This is a genomic window from Paenibacillus phyllosphaerae (genome assembly GCF_014192105.1).
Classification (GTDB): Bacteria; Bacillota; Bacilli; order Paenibacillales; family Paenibacillaceae; genus Paenibacillus_Z; species Paenibacillus_Z phyllosphaerae.
In genome coordinates this window covers 230,711-247,599 of record NZ_JACHXK010000006.1, presented here as the reverse complement: position 1 = coordinate 247,599, position 16,889 = coordinate 230,711, and the positions used below count along the sequence as shown (strand labels likewise).

11 protein-coding genes are annotated in these 16,889 nt (G+C 54.0%); 2 read left to right on the top strand and 9 right to left on the bottom strand.

Annotated elements, in window-relative coordinates; all coding sequences use genetic code 11:
• The first annotated feature begins 101 nt into the window (after positions 1-101).
• Positions 102-614 carry a TraR/DksA C4-type zinc finger protein gene (locus FHS18_RS15705; RefSeq protein WP_183601011.1) on the top strand — a complete coding sequence of 171 codons (513 nt, stop codon included), beginning with the start codon at positions 102-104 and terminating at the stop codon, positions 612-614.
• Positions 615-694: 80 nt separating this feature from the next.
• Here FHS18_RS15705 and FHS18_RS15700 read toward each other — a convergent pair whose 3' ends face one another.
• From FHS18_RS15700 to FHS18_RS15690, 3 genes are all read right to left on the bottom strand, one after another.
• Positions 695-2,410 carry a GGDEF domain-containing protein gene (locus FHS18_RS15700; RefSeq protein ID WP_183601010.1) on the bottom strand — a complete coding sequence of 572 codons (1,716 nt, stop codon included), beginning with the start codon at positions 2,408-2,410 and terminating at the stop codon, positions 695-697.
• 262 nt (positions 2,411-2,672) lie between these two features.
• Entirely contained in the window at positions 2,673-4,733 is a 2,061-nt protein-coding gene (locus FHS18_RS15695; RefSeq protein WP_183601009.1) for a beta-galactosidase, read from the bottom strand.
• A gap of 117 nt (positions 4,734-4,850) precedes the next feature.
• Positions 4,851-5,723: an arylamine N-acetyltransferase family protein gene (locus FHS18_RS15690; protein ID WP_183601008.1), complete on the bottom strand. Its 873-nt coding sequence runs from the start codon at positions 5,721-5,723 to the stop codon at positions 4,851-4,853.
• Between the two features lie 165 nt (positions 5,724-5,888).
• Between FHS18_RS15690 and pdxR the strand changes: the two genes are divergently transcribed.
• Entirely contained in the window at positions 5,889-7,358 is a 1,470-nt protein-coding gene (gene pdxR / locus FHS18_RS15685; protein WP_183601007.1) for a MocR-like pyridoxine biosynthesis transcription factor PdxR, read from the top strand.
• A gap of 40 nt (positions 7,359-7,398) precedes the next feature.
• On the opposite strand, the gene FHS18_RS15680 is transcribed toward pdxR, so the two are convergent.
• The 6 genes from FHS18_RS15680 to FHS18_RS15655 form a co-directional block, all read right to left on the bottom strand.
• Entirely contained in the window at positions 7,399-8,451 is a 1,053-nt protein-coding gene (locus tag FHS18_RS15680) for an NAD(P)/FAD-dependent oxidoreductase (RefSeq protein ID WP_183601006.1), read from the bottom strand.
• Between the two features lie 241 nt (positions 8,452-8,692).
• Complete coding sequence (locus FHS18_RS15675) at positions 8,693-9,247, bottom strand: GNAT family N-acetyltransferase (RefSeq protein WP_183601005.1); 555 nt, start codon at positions 9,245-9,247, stop codon at positions 8,693-8,695.
• Between the two features lie 37 nt (positions 9,248-9,284).
• The gene (gene ypfJ, locus FHS18_RS15670; RefSeq protein WP_183601004.1) at positions 9,285-10,118 is read right to left on the bottom strand and encodes a KPN_02809 family neutral zinc metallopeptidase; all 834 of its coding nucleotides are present in this window, start codon (positions 10,116-10,118) and stop codon (positions 9,285-9,287) included.
• A gap of 107 nt (positions 10,119-10,225) precedes the next feature.
• Entirely contained in the window at positions 10,226-10,897 is a 672-nt protein-coding gene (rpiA, locus tag FHS18_RS15665) for a ribose-5-phosphate isomerase RpiA (RefSeq protein WP_183601003.1), read from the bottom strand.
• A 163-nt stretch (positions 10,898-11,060) separates the two neighbouring features.
• Positions 11,061-15,467 carry a LamG-like jellyroll fold domain-containing protein gene (locus tag FHS18_RS15660; protein ID WP_183601002.1) on the bottom strand — a complete coding sequence of 1,469 codons (4,407 nt, stop codon included), beginning with the start codon at positions 15,465-15,467 and terminating at the stop codon, positions 11,061-11,063.
• A 351-nt stretch (positions 15,468-15,818) separates the two neighbouring features.
• Positions 15,819-16,751 (bottom strand): DMT family transporter, encoded by a 933-nt coding sequence (locus FHS18_RS15655; protein ID WP_183601001.1) that lies wholly within the window; start codon positions 16,749-16,751, stop codon positions 15,819-15,821.
• Between the last annotated feature and the right edge of the window lie 138 nt (positions 16,752-16,889).

Genomic DNA, 16,889 nt, shown 5'->3' with positions numbered 1-16,889 from the left:
ATACGATGCCATCGCCAAAAAGTCTGCCCGCTATTCGTTCCGGCAGGTTGCGGGTATATAAGGAAGACAAGCACCTAGCCTAACGAATGGAGTGAATGACCATGACGCATTTGACGAATACGCAGCTGCTCACGCTTACCGTGCTGCTCAAGGATGAGAAGCGGCAGCTGAATCAGCATTTCGACAACGATACCGGAACAACCGGCGCTGCCGAATCAGAGACCGAATCCGTCGGTGAATTGTCCGCTTATGATAACCATCCTGCTGATCTGGGCACGGAAACCTTCGAGCGCGGCCGCGATATGGCGATCGATACCCATCTGGCTAGTCAACGGGAAGAGATCCAATCCGCGTTGCAAAGGATAAAAGACGGGGAGTACGGCATATGCGAAGTATGCGGCGAGACCATTCCGTATGAACGGCTCCAAGCATTGCCTGCAACGACGCGCTGCATCGATCACGCCTCCGATACCATCGCCGAAGACCGCCCGGTTGAAGAGGAAGTGATGACGATTCAATCGGCTCCGGCCCGCTTCGATGACGCGGACGCCTGGAAGAGCGTGTCCTCCTATGGCAATGCCAGCAGGACGGTGCAGCCCGACAAAGGGCAGTGACGACAAACATACAGAAGCACAGGCGATCGATTAAGCCTGTGCTTTGTCTTTTTCTCTATTGAGTTGTTGACACGCATTCGTCATTTGTCCGGGGTATCGGCCGGCGCCGACATGACCGCCGAGCCTACAACCCGATCCCGCCCCGCATTCTTGGCGGTATACAAATTCCGGTCGGCCTCCGACAGAAGCTCAGCGCGGGTCATCTGTCCAATTCGGGTCGTACAGACGCCGATACTGGCCGTGACGCGCAGCCTGCCAGTAATAGAACGCCAATCGGATGTACGGATGACCTCGCATAGAAGGTTCGCCGTTTCCACCACCTTCGCTTCATCATAGCCCGGGCAGAGCAACAGGAATTCTTCGCCTCCCAGCCGAGCGGCTTTGAGCGGTTCGATCGCCGCCGTATCGAGAATCTTCGCAAGCTGTATCAGTACGGCATCGCCGGTCTCATGGGAGAGCGTGTCGTTAATTCGCTTGAAATGATCCAGATCAATCAGAATGACCGACAGCACTTGATCCGAATCCAGATTGCTGAGCAGCGCGTCCATATGCGTATCGATGAATCGCCGGTTGAACAAGCCGGTCAACGGATCGCGCTGTGCCAATTCCTTGAACCGCTCGCTGCTGCGCCTTGCCTCCTCCGTCTCGAACACCGCATGCAGAATTCGCAAGCGAGCTTCCCGTTCCGACGAACGCAACGCTTCGGATTGCTCATGATAACTCCGATACTCCTCATATGCGGACTTATAATTCTCCATCGCCGCGTAAAGCTGTGCCTGTTCCAACTTGATTTTGACAAGAAAACCTTTCACGCCGTACTGCTCGCATAACAGCTTGGATTCATCCAACGTGGATTGCGCCTTGGCGAATTCGCCCTGAACGCGCTGCGCTTCCGCCACCGTCAGCTGACAATCGTATACGGCATAGTGGTCGCCGAGCAGATCGCCTGAACGGAACGCGCTAAGCAGCGGCTCCAGAATCTTCTCCGCCTTCTCCGGCCGGCCGAGCGCGAGCTCGATCCGCGAGGCGGTATCCAGCTGGGATGGCGTAAGCTTGAGCTCATAACGCTCGGCAAGCTCGTACATCCTGGCCACGATATCGGCAGCCGCTTCCAGATCGCCAACCTCATAACGCGTATAAGCCATGTTATTGAGCGCAAATTGAGCTAACTGCACATTATGCGTCGCATCGACGATCCCCATGATTTCGTCGAACCTGCGCTTAGCTTCTTCGTGCTCGCCGCTCGCATCCAAGGTCAAAGCAAGGATCATCAGATGATTCCCCCGCGTCTGCGGAAGCGCGTCTTCAGGCAGATATTCGACCGCGTAGAGCGCATGCTCGAACGCGCTCGTAATATCGCCAAGCCGGAAGAATAGAGAAGACAAGTGTCGGTAGCTTCTCGCAAGAACGCCATTCTTCGAATATTCGACCGCCCAGGACAATACTTTCCGGGTCATGAGCCCAGCTTCGGCCAGATTCCCTTGGCGCAGCACGGCACTCGCATGCATCAGCTCTCCGCGCTTCTTGAGCTCTTCCGATCCTGCGGCGTCGGCAAGCTCGATGGCGAATTGCGCAACGGCGATTGCCATATCGAGATTCTCATAGAGGACGATCTCCAGATCGTCGATTAGTCCTGGCAGCGCGTCACCGGTTGGCAATGGCGTGCGCTCAGCGATAATCCGTTGTTTCCATTCCGATTCCAGACGAATAAAGCAATAAGGGCATCGATCCAGCTCCAGCTGGTCGTATGACCAAGCAATGATAATGTGGCAATGGGGACATCGGTCCAGTAACAAAATGTTGCTAACCTCCTGATGCAAAACCGTTCTGATCACGTACGTTCGATCTTCATTTCTCATTGGTCGAAAAGGCTAATCCTTACCTATTCGACAGCATTTTGAAAATCCCTGTCCCATGCCAAAAGTCACAATAGAAAAAGCAGCCCTAAGTCGGATGAACCAACGAAAGGCTGCTCGCACATGTCGCTTAATGTCTTATTCTTCGAACAAAACCCGTTACTCCATTGTAGCCGTAATTCGGCACTGGCATACCGAATCGTTACCGCCGCTCCAGAATCATGACGCCGAATGCCGGAATGCTCGCCGTGCCGTGAAGTTCCTCATTCGTTAGCAGCTCCATGCAAGGGTGTTCCAGCTGGATCTCCATCGCTTCCTCCGCATAATTCAGCAAGTACACGAGCTCCGAACCATCGGATGCCATACGAACGCCGAGCTCCACCTGTTTCGGGACGGCGCACCAGGACACGACCGGGGATTCCAATTGGAGAAGATCCAGGATTGCGCCGACTGCCGCGATGGAGAATGCCGCTCCGTAATACCATACCTCACCAGCGCCATATCGATTGCGTGTCAGCGCAGGCGTGCCGGCGTAATACGCTGAGTCATACACAGCCTCTACTGTAGCAGACTGCGAACGGACCGAGAGTACTTCATTGAATCCGATCGCCTCGAATGTACGTTCAACCTGACCGGTCATTCTGACGATCGCAGGCTTGGCCTCTCCCGCGATCAAGGTGAATTCCTCCACGTGAATGCCGCATAATGCCGCTGCATAGCCAGGGAACGGCATCATGTAGCAGCGTCCCGTCTCATCTTTATAACCCGTTCGCGCGCCAAAAATCAACGTCCCGCCTTGCGCCGCGTAAGCTTCCAGCAACTTTGCCCTCGACTCGGTCAGAATGGCCGGATGCGGATAGATCAGCACGCGGTAACGCGTGAGATCCTCCAATGTCGTCGTGTCGCGGAATTTGACCCGGTTCATCGGAATATGGCGCCGCTGCAGCTGCTTGAACCAAGCGCTCGTACTCTGACCGCGCAGGTTCCCGTAGAACGTATCCAGCTTCGCATCCCATTCGTTGTCGTAGTCATCCAGCATCGCGACCTCAGCTTTGTAGGTTCGGCCGACTAGCCGTTCGCCGATCCGCTTCAGCTCGGCGCCGATCTCGGTTATCTCCCGAATGCGGCGGTTGGGCTGGTTATGGTAATCATTAATGCCATGCCAATACAACTCGGTGCCGACGGTCGCGGTCCGCCAACGGAAATAGAGAATCATATCGGCCCCATGCAGAATCGACTGATACGTCCATAGCCGGATCTGGCCAGGGAGCGGCGAAGGCAGCTGAAGGCGGTTCACCCAGCCACCCGGTCCTGCCTGCTGTTCCATCACGCAGAAGTTCTCGGAGATGTCGCGAACCACGCTCAAATTGAGGCTCCACTTCCGGTCCTTCAGCGGCTCCTCCTCCGCGCCGTCGCCGAAGATCGAATAGAAGAGCGGATAAGAATCATACGAGAAGAAATCCAACATCTCATCGGTCAATCGGTGGCTGTCCAGATTGCCGAACAGTCCGTTCGTCGTGACCCAATGATGCGGCGCGATCTCGCGCAAAATATCCGCTTGCACCTTGGCATAGCGAATCGCGCTTGCCGAGACGAAACGCTTCTCATCCAGCGCCAGGTGCGGATTCGGCGAATTGGCGGTCGTGCGTCTCGTGAGATGAACCTGGTCCCATTCGCTGTACGTCTGGTTCCAGAAGACAGTCCCCCAGGCTTCATTCAGCTTGGCAAGCGTACCGTATTTCTCTTGCAGCCAGACCCGGAATGCCCGATGATCCGACTCCGAATAGTAGACGTCGATCTCGCAGTTCAACTCATTGTCGATCTGCCATCCGACAATGGCCGGATGGTCCCGGTAATGCTCCGCCATCGTACGCACGATACGAGCGCAATAGTCCAGATAAACCGGTGAATTATAATTATGATGGGCTCGCATCCCATGTTGATAGAGAAGCCCGTCTTGATTCGCATTGAGCACTTCCGGATGTTTATGGGTGAGCCACGCCGGCGGCGTAGCGGTCGGCGTCCCCATAATGACCTGCAATCCGTGGGCATGTGCCAAGTCCAGCGCTCGGTCGAACAACGCGAATTCGAACCGCCCCTCTTCAGGCTCGAAGATGCTCCAGGCGAATTCCCCCACCCGTACGATGGAGAAGCCCATTTCCTTCATACGGCGGAAATCGTCAGCCCACAGCGATTCGTCCCAATGTTCCGGATAATAGCAGACGCCAAGCGTAAACGCTTTCGAAGTTAAGTTTTTGCTCATATGATCCTCCGTCTTCGTATTCTTGCGTCTATTTAACCACACCGCAGGAGCCGAAGATACTAGCAAAACTAGTGGAGTTTGCATATAGACATTACAAGATGAACCGGCTGGCGCTTCTTAACGTCCGCGGCGGCTAACCTCCCGCTTCCATTCTTCATGCTGGCGCATCACGCGCCGCCAGAGTTCTTCCCTCTCCAGCTGCGAATACGCAACGAGCCGCTCATGGAATACAGTCGCGAGCACATCCAGCCAATCGGATTGTACGACAAGCTCGCGGGTCTTCATCCCGCTGGAATCCCACTGCTTCCATACGCAGCCGCGAAGTTCATTCAAGACATGCGCCCCGCGCTGGCGAAGGAGGAATGTATCGATCCAAGGCGACTCGCTGGAGGTACTGTAGAATTGATGCCTTGGCCAGAAGCCTTCAAGCGACGGCTCCGCTGCAGGAGCGAAATCAACGCCAACATAGGCCACCGGCCTCTCATGCTCAAGCCGCCAGCCATGCTCCGCGATTCCGGAAGGCTGCAGCACATACGTGAACGGCCCTCGCTCATAGCTGCCGAACTTCAATGGAATCGGTTCATACGGCATATCGCCGAGACCCGCGTCGACGAGGTAGGTTTCTGATTCTCCGCTTTCCCCCGCTAATCTCACCGTCAAGCCGAGATGGAAGCCGTTAATTCTAGGTTCCTGCCCCATCGGCTGAACGCCTGCCTTGTGCCACATCACTTCGTAGCCCAGGTCAGTCAGCAGCGTGCTGAATGCGCCGTTCAGTTGGAAACAATAGCCGCTCCGCTGCCCTACGATCAGCTGAATCGATTCGCGGACATCCATTGAAGCAGGCCGTCCAGTATAAATATCGACCGTCTGCCATGGGATCCGCTCCACATGCGCCTGCTGCAGCAAGATCAAGTTCGCAAGTGTCGGGGCTGGCACCTCCGTTATTCCCAACCGGTCAAGATAGGCTCTCCGGTCCGATATTGTCAGCATAATCTCTCATCCTTTCCAGCGACCGTGCATGATTCCGTTGCATGTAATAGCAATCACACGCTAGGCAACGCCCTGCCTTTCATGGTATATACTGTATTACGAATGTGACCACTTCGAAATGGTCAGTTAGAATGTCAATAAAAAGACAGATGTACGAGGTGAACGATGCTGAATCTCAACCTGGCAAGCGGTCAGGAACAGCCGCTCTATCTGCAGCTGTATCAACAAATACGCAACCAAATTCGCAGCGGCGCCATTGCGTACGGTTCTCGGCTGCCGTCCATTCGCGCATTGCAGAATCAGTTGAACATAAGCAAGACCCCAATCGAGACCGCCTATCAAATGCTGATCGCCGAAGGATATGCAATCAGCAAGCCACGGTCAGGCCTGTTCGTCATGAATATGCTAAGCGCCCCAAGTTCTGCTACGTTTACGGACATGGACGTTGCCGTGAAATCCCCTTCTAGCCCAGTAGCTCCCGCTGACGAGCAACAGAAGCTCTTGATCGATTTCCGGGCCTCTACGACCGATGAACAGCAGTTCCCGCTTCGTCTCTGGCGGCAAATGCTCCATCATGCGTTAGACCAAGCCGGCGAGCAGCTGTGCAAGCACGGCGACGCACAAGGAGAAGCTTCGTTCCGCAGCGTTCTCGCCGACTATCTGCGCAAGTCGCGCGGCGTTCAATGCGATCCGGACCAGATCGTGGTCGGATCCGGCATTCGCTATTCCATGAACTTGCTGTGTGCATTATTCGAAGACCGCCGCACGATCGCGTACGAGGATCCCGGATATCGGGTTGCGCAGCTGCTGCTGGAACGACGGGGGTTCGAAATCGTTGCCGTTCCGGTCCGTGAACGCGGCATTGTAATCGAAGCTTTGCTGGAGACGCAAGCCGATGCGGTGTACGTTACGCCGTCCCATCAATTTCCGACCGGCACCGTCATGCCTTATTCCGACCGCGAGCAGCTGCTTCATTGGGCGAACAACCGGAATGCTTATGTCATCGAGGACGATTACGATGGCGAATTCCGTTATCACGGCAAGCCGATTCCCTCGCTCCAAGGCCTGGACCGCTCCGGCCGCGTCATCTATATCGGCACGTTCTCGAAAGCTTTTACGCCGGCCATCCGCATGAATTATATGGTGCTGCCGGCAGAGCTGGCGGAACGAGCCAGACAGATGCGTCTGCTGCTCGATGCGCCTTCGCGGATTGAGCAATGGGCGATGCAAGCTTTTATCGAGAAGGGCCACTGGTTTCGGCATATTCGCCGTATGCGGAGCAGCTACCGCAAGAAGCATCACTTGCTGCTCGAGCAGCTGGAAGCAGCTTTCGGCACCTCGGTTCAAGTAACCGGCCATAATGCCGGACTTCACATCCAGCTGACCGTCCGCACTTCGCTCTCCGTCCTCGAGCTCGTGGAACTTGCAGCGGACGAAGGGGTCGGAGTGTACGATCTGGAGCGGATGCAAGCCATCCGCAAACAGACCTATTCCGGGTATCCGCACATTTATCTCGGTTTTGGCGGCCTGCAGGAATCGCAAATCATCGAAGGCGTCAGGCTGTTGCATCGAGCGTGGAGAACGGTCTTGCATACTGACCGCACAACAAAAGAAGACCGCCTTTATGCACGTTGAACGTACGTAAAAGTGGTCCGCGAAGTGACGCCGTATTCGATTAATTAGCGAACAGCTGCTTCTTCAGCTCCCGGTTCCGTTCGATGAACCGGTCATTATGCGAGGAGACCATACCGTAAGCTTCCGCATCCGGCGTGACGAACTTCTTCGCCTTGTTCACCGCATTCGCGGCATCCTGGAACGCCCCTGCAATCAGATGGAGCTTGCCGGGATGCGAGAGCAGATCGCCTGCGGCGTAGATGCCGGGCACGTTCGTCTCGCTCATCGGCGTTCCCGCAATATTCCATTCCCCTTCCATCTCAATGCGCACCTCGCTGTTATGCAGCAGTTCGCGATCCCGGTCGTAGCCATGGCTGACAATGACCTCATCCACTTGCAGCTCGACGACAGCGCCGTCTTCATTATTACGGAGAATGACGCGGTCGATAAGCTCCTCGCCAGGAACGGCAACCAAACGTTCGATCTCGGTATTCAGCAGGCAGTTAATCCCGTTCGCCATCAGCTTGGATACCTCTGCTTCATGGCCTTTAAGCGCTTCCTTCCGATAGGTGAGATAGACCTTCTTCGCGAATGGCGCGAGCTCGTTCGCCCAGTCAATCGCGGTATGCCCCCCGCCGGAGATCATGACAACTTTGTCCTTGAAGCGCGCCAGCGACTTAACCGTGTAGTGGAGATTGCCGACCTCGTAGCGCTCGGCTCCTTCCAGCTCCAACTTGATCGGCTTCAGGATGCCGTAACCGATCGCCAGAATAACGGTGCGGGAACGATGGACGGCACCTGTATCGGAGTGCAGGGCAAAATGGCCGTCTTCCCCTTTCGTGATCGAAGTCACCTTCTCGCCGAGCACGATTGTCGGATCGAAGGTTTTCCCTTGCGCAGTCAGCTGCTCGATCAGCGTTTGACCCGGAATCGGGGTCATCCCGCCGACGTCCCAGATCATTTTCTCCGGATAAACGTTCACCTTACCGCCAAGAAAAGATTGAAACTCGATAATCTTCGTCTTCATCTCGCGCAAACCGCTATAGAAGGCAGAGAAAAGGCCAGCCGGTCCTCCGCCGATAATCGTCACGTCAAAAAGTTCTTGCTCACTCATGTTCCTCATCCTTTCCTTAGCGTTTAATAGGTATAAATATTTATTGTAAGTTGCTTTCAAATCATCATTTCCAAAATCATACATGAATTGTACCACAACCAATTGAGAATGAAAATCATTATTATCGAAGTTAAGCACGCATTCTTCATCAAACGTAAACAACGCCAGGAGTCTCGAACTCCTGACGTTGTTTATTTTCGATCATATGCCGATACATGCTGAATTGTTCAAAAAGGGTTGGTTATACATCGTCCGTCCTCAACCTTGCCGCATGACCGCTCATCCAACCATTCAGATCGGACCAGCCGTATCCCGCTTCCTCCACCATGCTGCCGCCGACTTCGATGGTGGCTTCCCGACGCTTCACCCCGCCGAGCGCTTCATAGAACGATCGGCTTGGATTGGCCTTCAGCACCCAGATCAGCATGCTTCCATACCCTTGCGCGATCAGGTGAGCGGCAATCGCATGGAACAGTTGTGTGCCGATGCCCTTGCGTTGGGAAGTCTTCAATAGATAGAGCGCATACAGCTCGCCCCTGAATTCGGCATCGCCCGTCCGCTCCGGCCCTCCGTCAGCAAAGCCGACAATGCGGCCATCCGCTTCTTCGGCCACGAACATCGCGTACCGCACCGCCTTGTTTTGCAGCCGGTAGCGCCATCGGTTCTCATACACCTCATAAGACATCGCGGCTAGAAAATCAGCGGGCACTAGCCCCTCGTAGGTCGTCCGCCAACTGTCTACATGCACCTTGGCGATTCCGGCGGCGTCGGTTACCGCCGCATGTCGAATCCGCATCGATCCCCCACCCTTGTTGAAACTGAAGCTCACTCGTTTAGAGCGGATTAGCCGAGAAGGTATCTCCGCCTTCGATGGTTCCGGATTGGAACCCCTTATAGAACCAACGTTTCCGCTGCTCCGATGTACCGTGCGTGAAGCTTTCCGGTACGGCATAGCCTTGGGCTTTCTTCTGAATCGTATCGTCGCCGACCGCGCTGGCCGCTGCGATCGCTTCCTCAAGATCGCCTTCCTCGAGGACGTTCATATCTTCCGCATGATGCGCCCATACGCCGGCCAAATAATCCGCCTGCAGCTCGAAGCGGACGGAGAACGCATTGGAGCTCGAATCCCCCTTGCCCTCGCCGGTCTTCAGCAGCGTCTGCACATGGTGTCCTACCTCATGGGCGATGACATAAGCCATGGCAAAATCGCCCGGCGCCTGGAATTTCTGTCGCAGTTCGTCATAGAAACTAAGGTCGATGTACAACTTATGGTCGCCGGGACAATAGAACGGGCCGACCGACGAACCCGCTGTTCCGCAGGCGGATTGCACGCTGCCGCTGTATAACACGAGCGTCGGTTCCTCATAGTCCAGTCCTTTCTCTTGGAAAAGCTCCGTCCATACTTCCTCCGTATCTGCCAGCACGACCGATACGAAAGCCGCAAGCTCCTTTTCCTGCTCGGTCTCGACATAGGCGGTATTGCCGGTCGACGTTGAGCCCAGCGTCGTGACGGAACTAAGGACATCCCCTATGTTCCCGCCGCCGAGCAAAGTAACGAGCAGCACGATGACGATGCTGCCGATCCCGCCTCCGATCAGACCTCGTCCGCCGCTCATGCCGCGGCGATCTTCGACATGACTACTGCCTCTTCTGCCTTTCCATTGCATGATGAAGCCCTCCTCGCACCCGATTGGGAATGTATTCGAAATAGAACTTGTCTACTTCTTAACCCAAAAGAGCGCAAATGATCTTCATCATGGCGAATGTTTATTCGTTAACGCTCCAGTTCGCGAGCCGAACCATCCGCATAACCGACGATAACTTGCGTCGCCATATGCAGGAATAACCCGTGGTCCACGACACCCGGAATGGCATGCAGCGCCAGATTGAGCTGATCCGCATCCTCGATTCGGTCAAAATGGCAGTCTACCGTATAATTGCCGTTATCCGTTATGAACGGCTCATTGCTCGCGGTCAAGCGGATTACCGGCTTGCAGCCCAGCGCTTCCAGCTTGCGCAGCGTCAGCTCGCTTGCGAACGTGACGATCTCGACAGGAAGCGGAAACTTGCCGAGCTGGCCGACGGCTTTGCTTTCGTCGACGATAATGATCAGCTGCTTGCTGGCTGCTGCCACGATCTTCTCCCGCAACAACGCGCCTCCGCCGCCTTTGATGAGATTCCAGCTGCCATCCACTTCGTCCGCACCGTCAATCGTGACATCGATGACCTCGACCTCCGCGAACGGAATGAGCGGGATGCCGAGCTCCTTGGCCAGATTCTCGGATTGCACCGATGTGGCAACCGCCTTAATCTGCAGCCCTTCCGCCGTCCGTCTGCCGATCTCCTGAATCGCATAATAAGCGGTCGAGCCCGTTCCTAGCCCTACGACCATGCCTTCTTGAATAGATTGAACGGCGCGAACCGCCGCAACTTGTTTCGCTTGCATAACCATAATCCTCCTCCATGTCATTGCTTATTAATGGATTCGACGCAATTTGCGATCTCCCTTTTTATCGCCGGTTGAAATCGCTGTAAACGAACCGTTATCAGCATAAAAACGATCGCACCCCAATCTTCTCGGGCATGCGATCGTTCCTATGTGATCCGTCTTATGGCTGTACGGTTGGAGCCGCAGCGAGTGCAGCAACCTCATCCGAGGTCAACACCCCTGTGTAGACTTGCAGCTCGTCGAGCATACCCTTGAACGGCGTATCCCACCAGTTAACGCCGAGGCTGAATGTGCCGTTATCCGTCGTGAAGATATCCGGGAAGTCCGTGCCGGAGAATGTCTCTTCGCCGTTAACGTATACTTTCAGCACGCCATCGTTGACCGTAAAGGCCATATGCGTCCACTGATTCAGCGTGGTATCCACGCCAGTTCCCGCAACATAACGATTATCGCCATATCCCGACCACAGCATGGAAGTCAAGTTCACCGAAGCATCGCCCATCGGTTGGAAGTTAATCCAATTGGTATTCGTCCGCGCTGCGAAGAAGGCCGGTGAATAGGTCTTCAGTTCCGCCGCATTGATCCACATCGCGACGGAGTAATTACGGGAGTTGATTAAACCGCTTGGCAGCACGACGCCGGATTCGCCGTTGAAGACTGCAGCATCCCCTTGAACGCCTTCTGCATACGTAATTTCGCCTTTATTCACCGTGTCGATTTTACCGCCTACCACGGTGCCAGCTCCGAAATTACCAGTCGTATCGGTGAGGTCGTTCTCGAACGAGTATTGCGCCGATAATTGCGCTTCCGTATCTTCCGCGACTGGCGTAAGCTCGTCGGCCAGCGCCGTGACAACCTCTTGCGTAATCGGCAGGTCATAGATCCGAACCTCGTCCATCATTCCTTTGAAAGGCTTATCCCAGTAGTTAACGCCAAGACCGAATACGCCATTGTCGGTCGTGAATACATCCGGGAAGTTCGTGCCCGCATATTTCTGCACGCCGTCCACATATACTTTCACGCTGCCTTGATCGACCGTAAACGCAATATGGTGCCATTCTTGTACCCGGTTTCTGAGGCCGGTCGCGGCATCATACCATTTTTCGCTGCCCGACCACAGCATCGTATTATTATCCCACGATTGCGGTACGAGACTGATCCAGCTCGTGCCCGATTTGGCCCCGAAGAAAGCAGGTGTATATTGCGTATATTCTTCCGGATTCATCCAGAAGGAGACCGAATACGTGTCGTCCGCAATCAAGCCATCCGGGAGTCGAATGCCCGAACTTCCGTTGAATACGGCCGATTGACCGGCGGCGCCGGCAGCATAAGCGATCGTGCCGCCTTCATTTTTATCCAAGCGGTCGCCTGTCACCGTGCCTTCGACAGATTCGCCGTAGGAGGAGTCCAAGTTATTCTCGAACGAATATTGGGCCACCAGACCATCCGTCAGATCGACTGGTACGACCGTGATTTCGAACGACTTGGACGCCGTCTTGCTTCCCTTCGTAATCGTTGCTGTCAGCTTCGCCGTCTTAACTTCCTCATTCGCGGCAGGCGGACTAACGACTCCCGCAGCAGTAACGACGTCGGCGTCAGAAGTGCTCCACTCGATTGTCGCATTGCGCATTCCCGTAGTAGGGAGCGTAAGATTGGACATGATTTTGCTTGTATCGCCAAGCGTGAGTGCTTCCTCAATATCGGCGACGATTTCTTTGTCCGTCAAGTCTTTTTGACGAATGCCCCAGATCGTCTCGCCCGCTTTGGAAATACCTGTGAAGGTCATCGTTACGCCGTTTTGCGTTTCGTCCCATCCTTTAATAAAGACGCCTTCATAGTCAACGCCGTCGATTGTAATATGAGCTTGGTAATTATTCGAGAGCGTCCAAGAACCGTTCACGCCGCCCGTAATCACGCCGTTGCTTGCCAGATCGATATCAACCGACTTCGTAATAGCGCCCGAATACGCCAAACCGTGGTTCACGAATTTGTAGTCGCCATCAATATCGCTCTTCTTCACTTTCCCAAGCGTCTCTCCGCCGTATCGCAGGGGCGCAGTCACAAGCCAGCCATCCTTGTTCAGGAATTGCTGATGCACCCGGAGCTCATGAAGCTCGCCTTGCTGCGGGAAGCGCGCGTGGAAGAACAGGAAGTGTTTGTCAGCGGCTTCATCATAGTAGACCGAGTTATGACCTGGCGACACATAGCCGTAACCAAGGCCAGTGCCCGGGTCGCCGATCTCGCGTTGGAACAGGAAATTGCCGATCAGTTTGTTGCCATACGCAGTGTTCTCGGTTTTCTCGGGAAGCACCGCATCCTTGCCTGCTACGTCGACATAAGGACCATCCGGGTTGGTTGCTCTGAACTGTCTCATGTTGTAGCCGCCGTTAGAAGCAAGACCGCCATACGTGACATTCAGGAAATAGTAGCCCGAGCTCTTGTCGTACACGATGAATGGACCCTCGCCGGATTTGTAATATCCGCCGGCGATCTTCGTACCGAAGTAACGGTCGATCATGCGGCCGTCTTCCGTCTCGCCGTCAACGCCTGGATACTTCGGTTGTCCAGTCACCGGATCAAGTTCAAGGACGAAGATACCGCCGGACCAAGAGCCGTAAGTCATCCATAGCTTGCCTTCTTTGTCCTCGAACAAAGTCGCGTCAATAGCGTTCGGATACTCGTAGTTGTTATAGGCGCCGTCGGAGAACCAATCTTCGTCCACTTCGGTAATATCGCCTTCGTCGATTAACGACTTGATATTCGTGTTGTCCCACTTCTTGTTAACTGTACTGTTCGTGTCGTAAGCTTCATTCTCCGTAAAACCGGTATAGATGATCGTATCCACATACGTATATGGTCCTTCGATCGTCTTCGATACCGCATAACCGATTGCGGAACGCATATAAGTGGAGGAGGCGCTGTAGTACATCATGTATGCACCTTTGGTGTTATCCTCATTCACGTATTCGCTGTTCCAGTACACGTCCGGCGCCCAGATGGCGAAGCCGCCCTTGCTGTCCGAATCGTCCTCTCCCGCCCATGCGAACGATCCAGCAAGATTCTCGGACAGATTGCCGAACAAGACGTTATCCGGCGTCGTATAGCCGTTCGTGAAGCGCGTCCAATTGGTCAGATCGGTCGACTTGGCCGCTTCGATATGCGAACCGAACACGTAGTACGTCTGACCGTCCTTAATGACCGAAGGATCGTGCACCGAAACGTTCGTGTACGTCGGCGCTACGATATCCGAGTCGTCGTCATCCGAATTCGAGCCGGTCGATGGCGTCGTGATGATTACGGATGGAGTCTCTTCCCCTTTAACCGCCTCTTCGCGAACGAGTTTGCTGTCACTCGAATTGACCTTCCCTTTTCCTTTGACCGGGATCGTCTTGTCTGTCTCGATAACAACCTCGTCAATGACCGCCTTTTCTTCCACCACGAGCGTCGCCTGCTGTTCGAGCAGCAGCTTCTTGATCTGGCCGCTGAGCAGCTTCAGCTCCGGTGCGGTCAATGCCCGTACGTCAACTTGGTCGAACTGGCCGGCTAGCTGAATCGTCGCCTGACTGCCAAGTGCCTCGTCGAGGATGATATGCTTGAAGCCCGCGCCGTTATCCGAGGCTTCTTCCTCCAGCTTCACGCCGGAGAGCACGTACACTTGCTCAATGTTCGTAGCGCCTTTCGTCACCAAGCGAATCGTCCCGTTCTTCTTGTTCACGATAATCTGCTGAATCGTGGAATCGTTCAGATGAATGGAATTTTCCCCGCCGCCGGAAGCGATGATCTCACCCTCCACCGTTACATGATCGAGCGTGACATCCCCTTCAGCAATGCCTGGCGTGAGATACAGATTCCCTTTAATCGTAACGTTCTTCAGCGTCGTGTCTGCATGATTGACGACAACATTCTTGGCGACCAAGTCGGAATAGGTGCCCGATTTGTTCAGAATCGTGCCCGCGACGTTATTCAGCATAACGAGCGCCTCGGCTCTCGATATCGAATGATTCGGACTGAACGTACCGTCAGGCAACCCTTGAATGTAACCGCCATTGACAAGCGTTAGCACAGCGGATTTGCTCCAGGCCGGCAATTCATTCAGATCCTTCAATGCATCAGTCGATTGCGCGTTCGCTTTCAATGCAAAAGCCTGCGCGATCATGAACGCCGCTTCCTGTCGGCTGATTACCTGCGTCGGACGAACCGTGCCATCCACGTAGCCTTTCAAATACCCCGCAGCAACCGCTTTCATGAATTCGCCATGGAATTGATTCTGCTGCGGCAAATCGGAAAAGCTGACTTGCGCCTTATCGACGAAATTAAAGACGCGGTTAATCAGCGTCACGAATTCAGCTCTGGTAATCGATTGATTCGGCTTGAAGATCCCGTTGCCGTAACCATGAATCAAACCTTGCTCCTGCCAGTTCGCGAACGCCTGCTGCGCCCAATGCCCCCCAATATCCGATCCCGACGTCGCCGATGTCGTACCGCTGTCAGCCGCAAACCCTGTTCCGGGTACAAGCATGGATAGAATAAGACCGCCAGCCACATATTTCTTCATCGTATGCTTCATCTCGCTTATGTCCTCCTCCAAAATCACTTGCCGTCACTTCCCGTGACCAAACTAAAGCTCCTCGATTCACCTCCGGTCTCGATTGAGATACAGACGCCCATGATTCCATTCACTAATTCTATTAATCTATAAATACTTTTGTTAACGTTTACAGTTTAACGCTTACATTGGCTGAACGTCAATATCCGTTTTAACAATATTTATACATTTTATCATTCGTATTTTCATTAACTACTAATTGAAAAATAATCAGAATCAACAGTTAGGCGATGCTTGGAAACGAGGTACGGTCGTACTTTCTTTTAAAACAAAAAGCAAGGCCCATTGCTGAGCCCTGCTTCGTATCCGAATCTATAGGTTGTTAACCAGCGTTTTCTTCTTAAACCGACGGAACAACTTGCCGGCCTGCTGGGCCGGGACGCTGAACAAGATAAGCATCGCTGCCAAATAGTCCACAGCCATCAGCTGTTCGCCGAGCATCAAGGCAATGAAAGCGAGCGTAATGAAAGGCGTGAAGAAGGTGAAACTCGCGATCAAGGAAGCCGGCGAATGTTGCAAAGCCCGGAAATACAAGAAGAAACCGAGTATGATGTTGCTGAAGCTGAGCCAGAAGATGCCGGCGACGCTCATTAATGAAGGCATTAACGGCTTCGAGAACACGAACAGTGAGCCGAGGGATAGAATGAATGCCGTGAACGTAATGATGAAGGTGCTGAGCAGCATATCCTTCGTATTTTTCTTAATGATATTCGTGAACAGCCCCCAGCTGACCGCTGCGCCGATGGCTAGCAAATCGCCCTTCAGGTTCGTGAAATGAAAGGAAGCCAAATCGCCTTTCGTGACAAGCAGCAGCGTGCCGAGCACGCCCATCGCAAGCGACACCATCGTACTGGTTGTCAGCTTCTCGCCATGAAACGGTACCGCGAAAAGCACAATGAAGATGGGAAACAGGTAATTCAGCATCGAAGCTTCGACGGCCGGAATGAGCGTGAGCGACTGCATATATAAGAAATCGTACAGGAACGTGAACGTTCCGCATACAAGGAGGAGCAGGAAGTTTGCCGGACGCCAAGTCTTAAGCTCTGTAAGACGCCCTTTCATAATGACGATGATCGAGAATACGATGATGGCCACACTGTAGATAGAGAACATCAATTGGTAGCTGTCCAGATGATCGAGCAGCAGCTTGCTGACCGCCGCAAACGATCCCCACATGACCAGCAGCAGCGGCATGAGCACATACGGATTTTTGGACGGTTCGAGCTTGTGTGGAGGCGTTGACATGATGAATGGATCGTCCCTTCTTATTGACTAACCCAATTATTGTAGCTCCACATCGCATTAGCGTCTAGCATAAAGATAGGAACCGCGTACTGGGCGGAACTTGCTGCTAGTAGACGCAACCAGCATCTGGATATATGC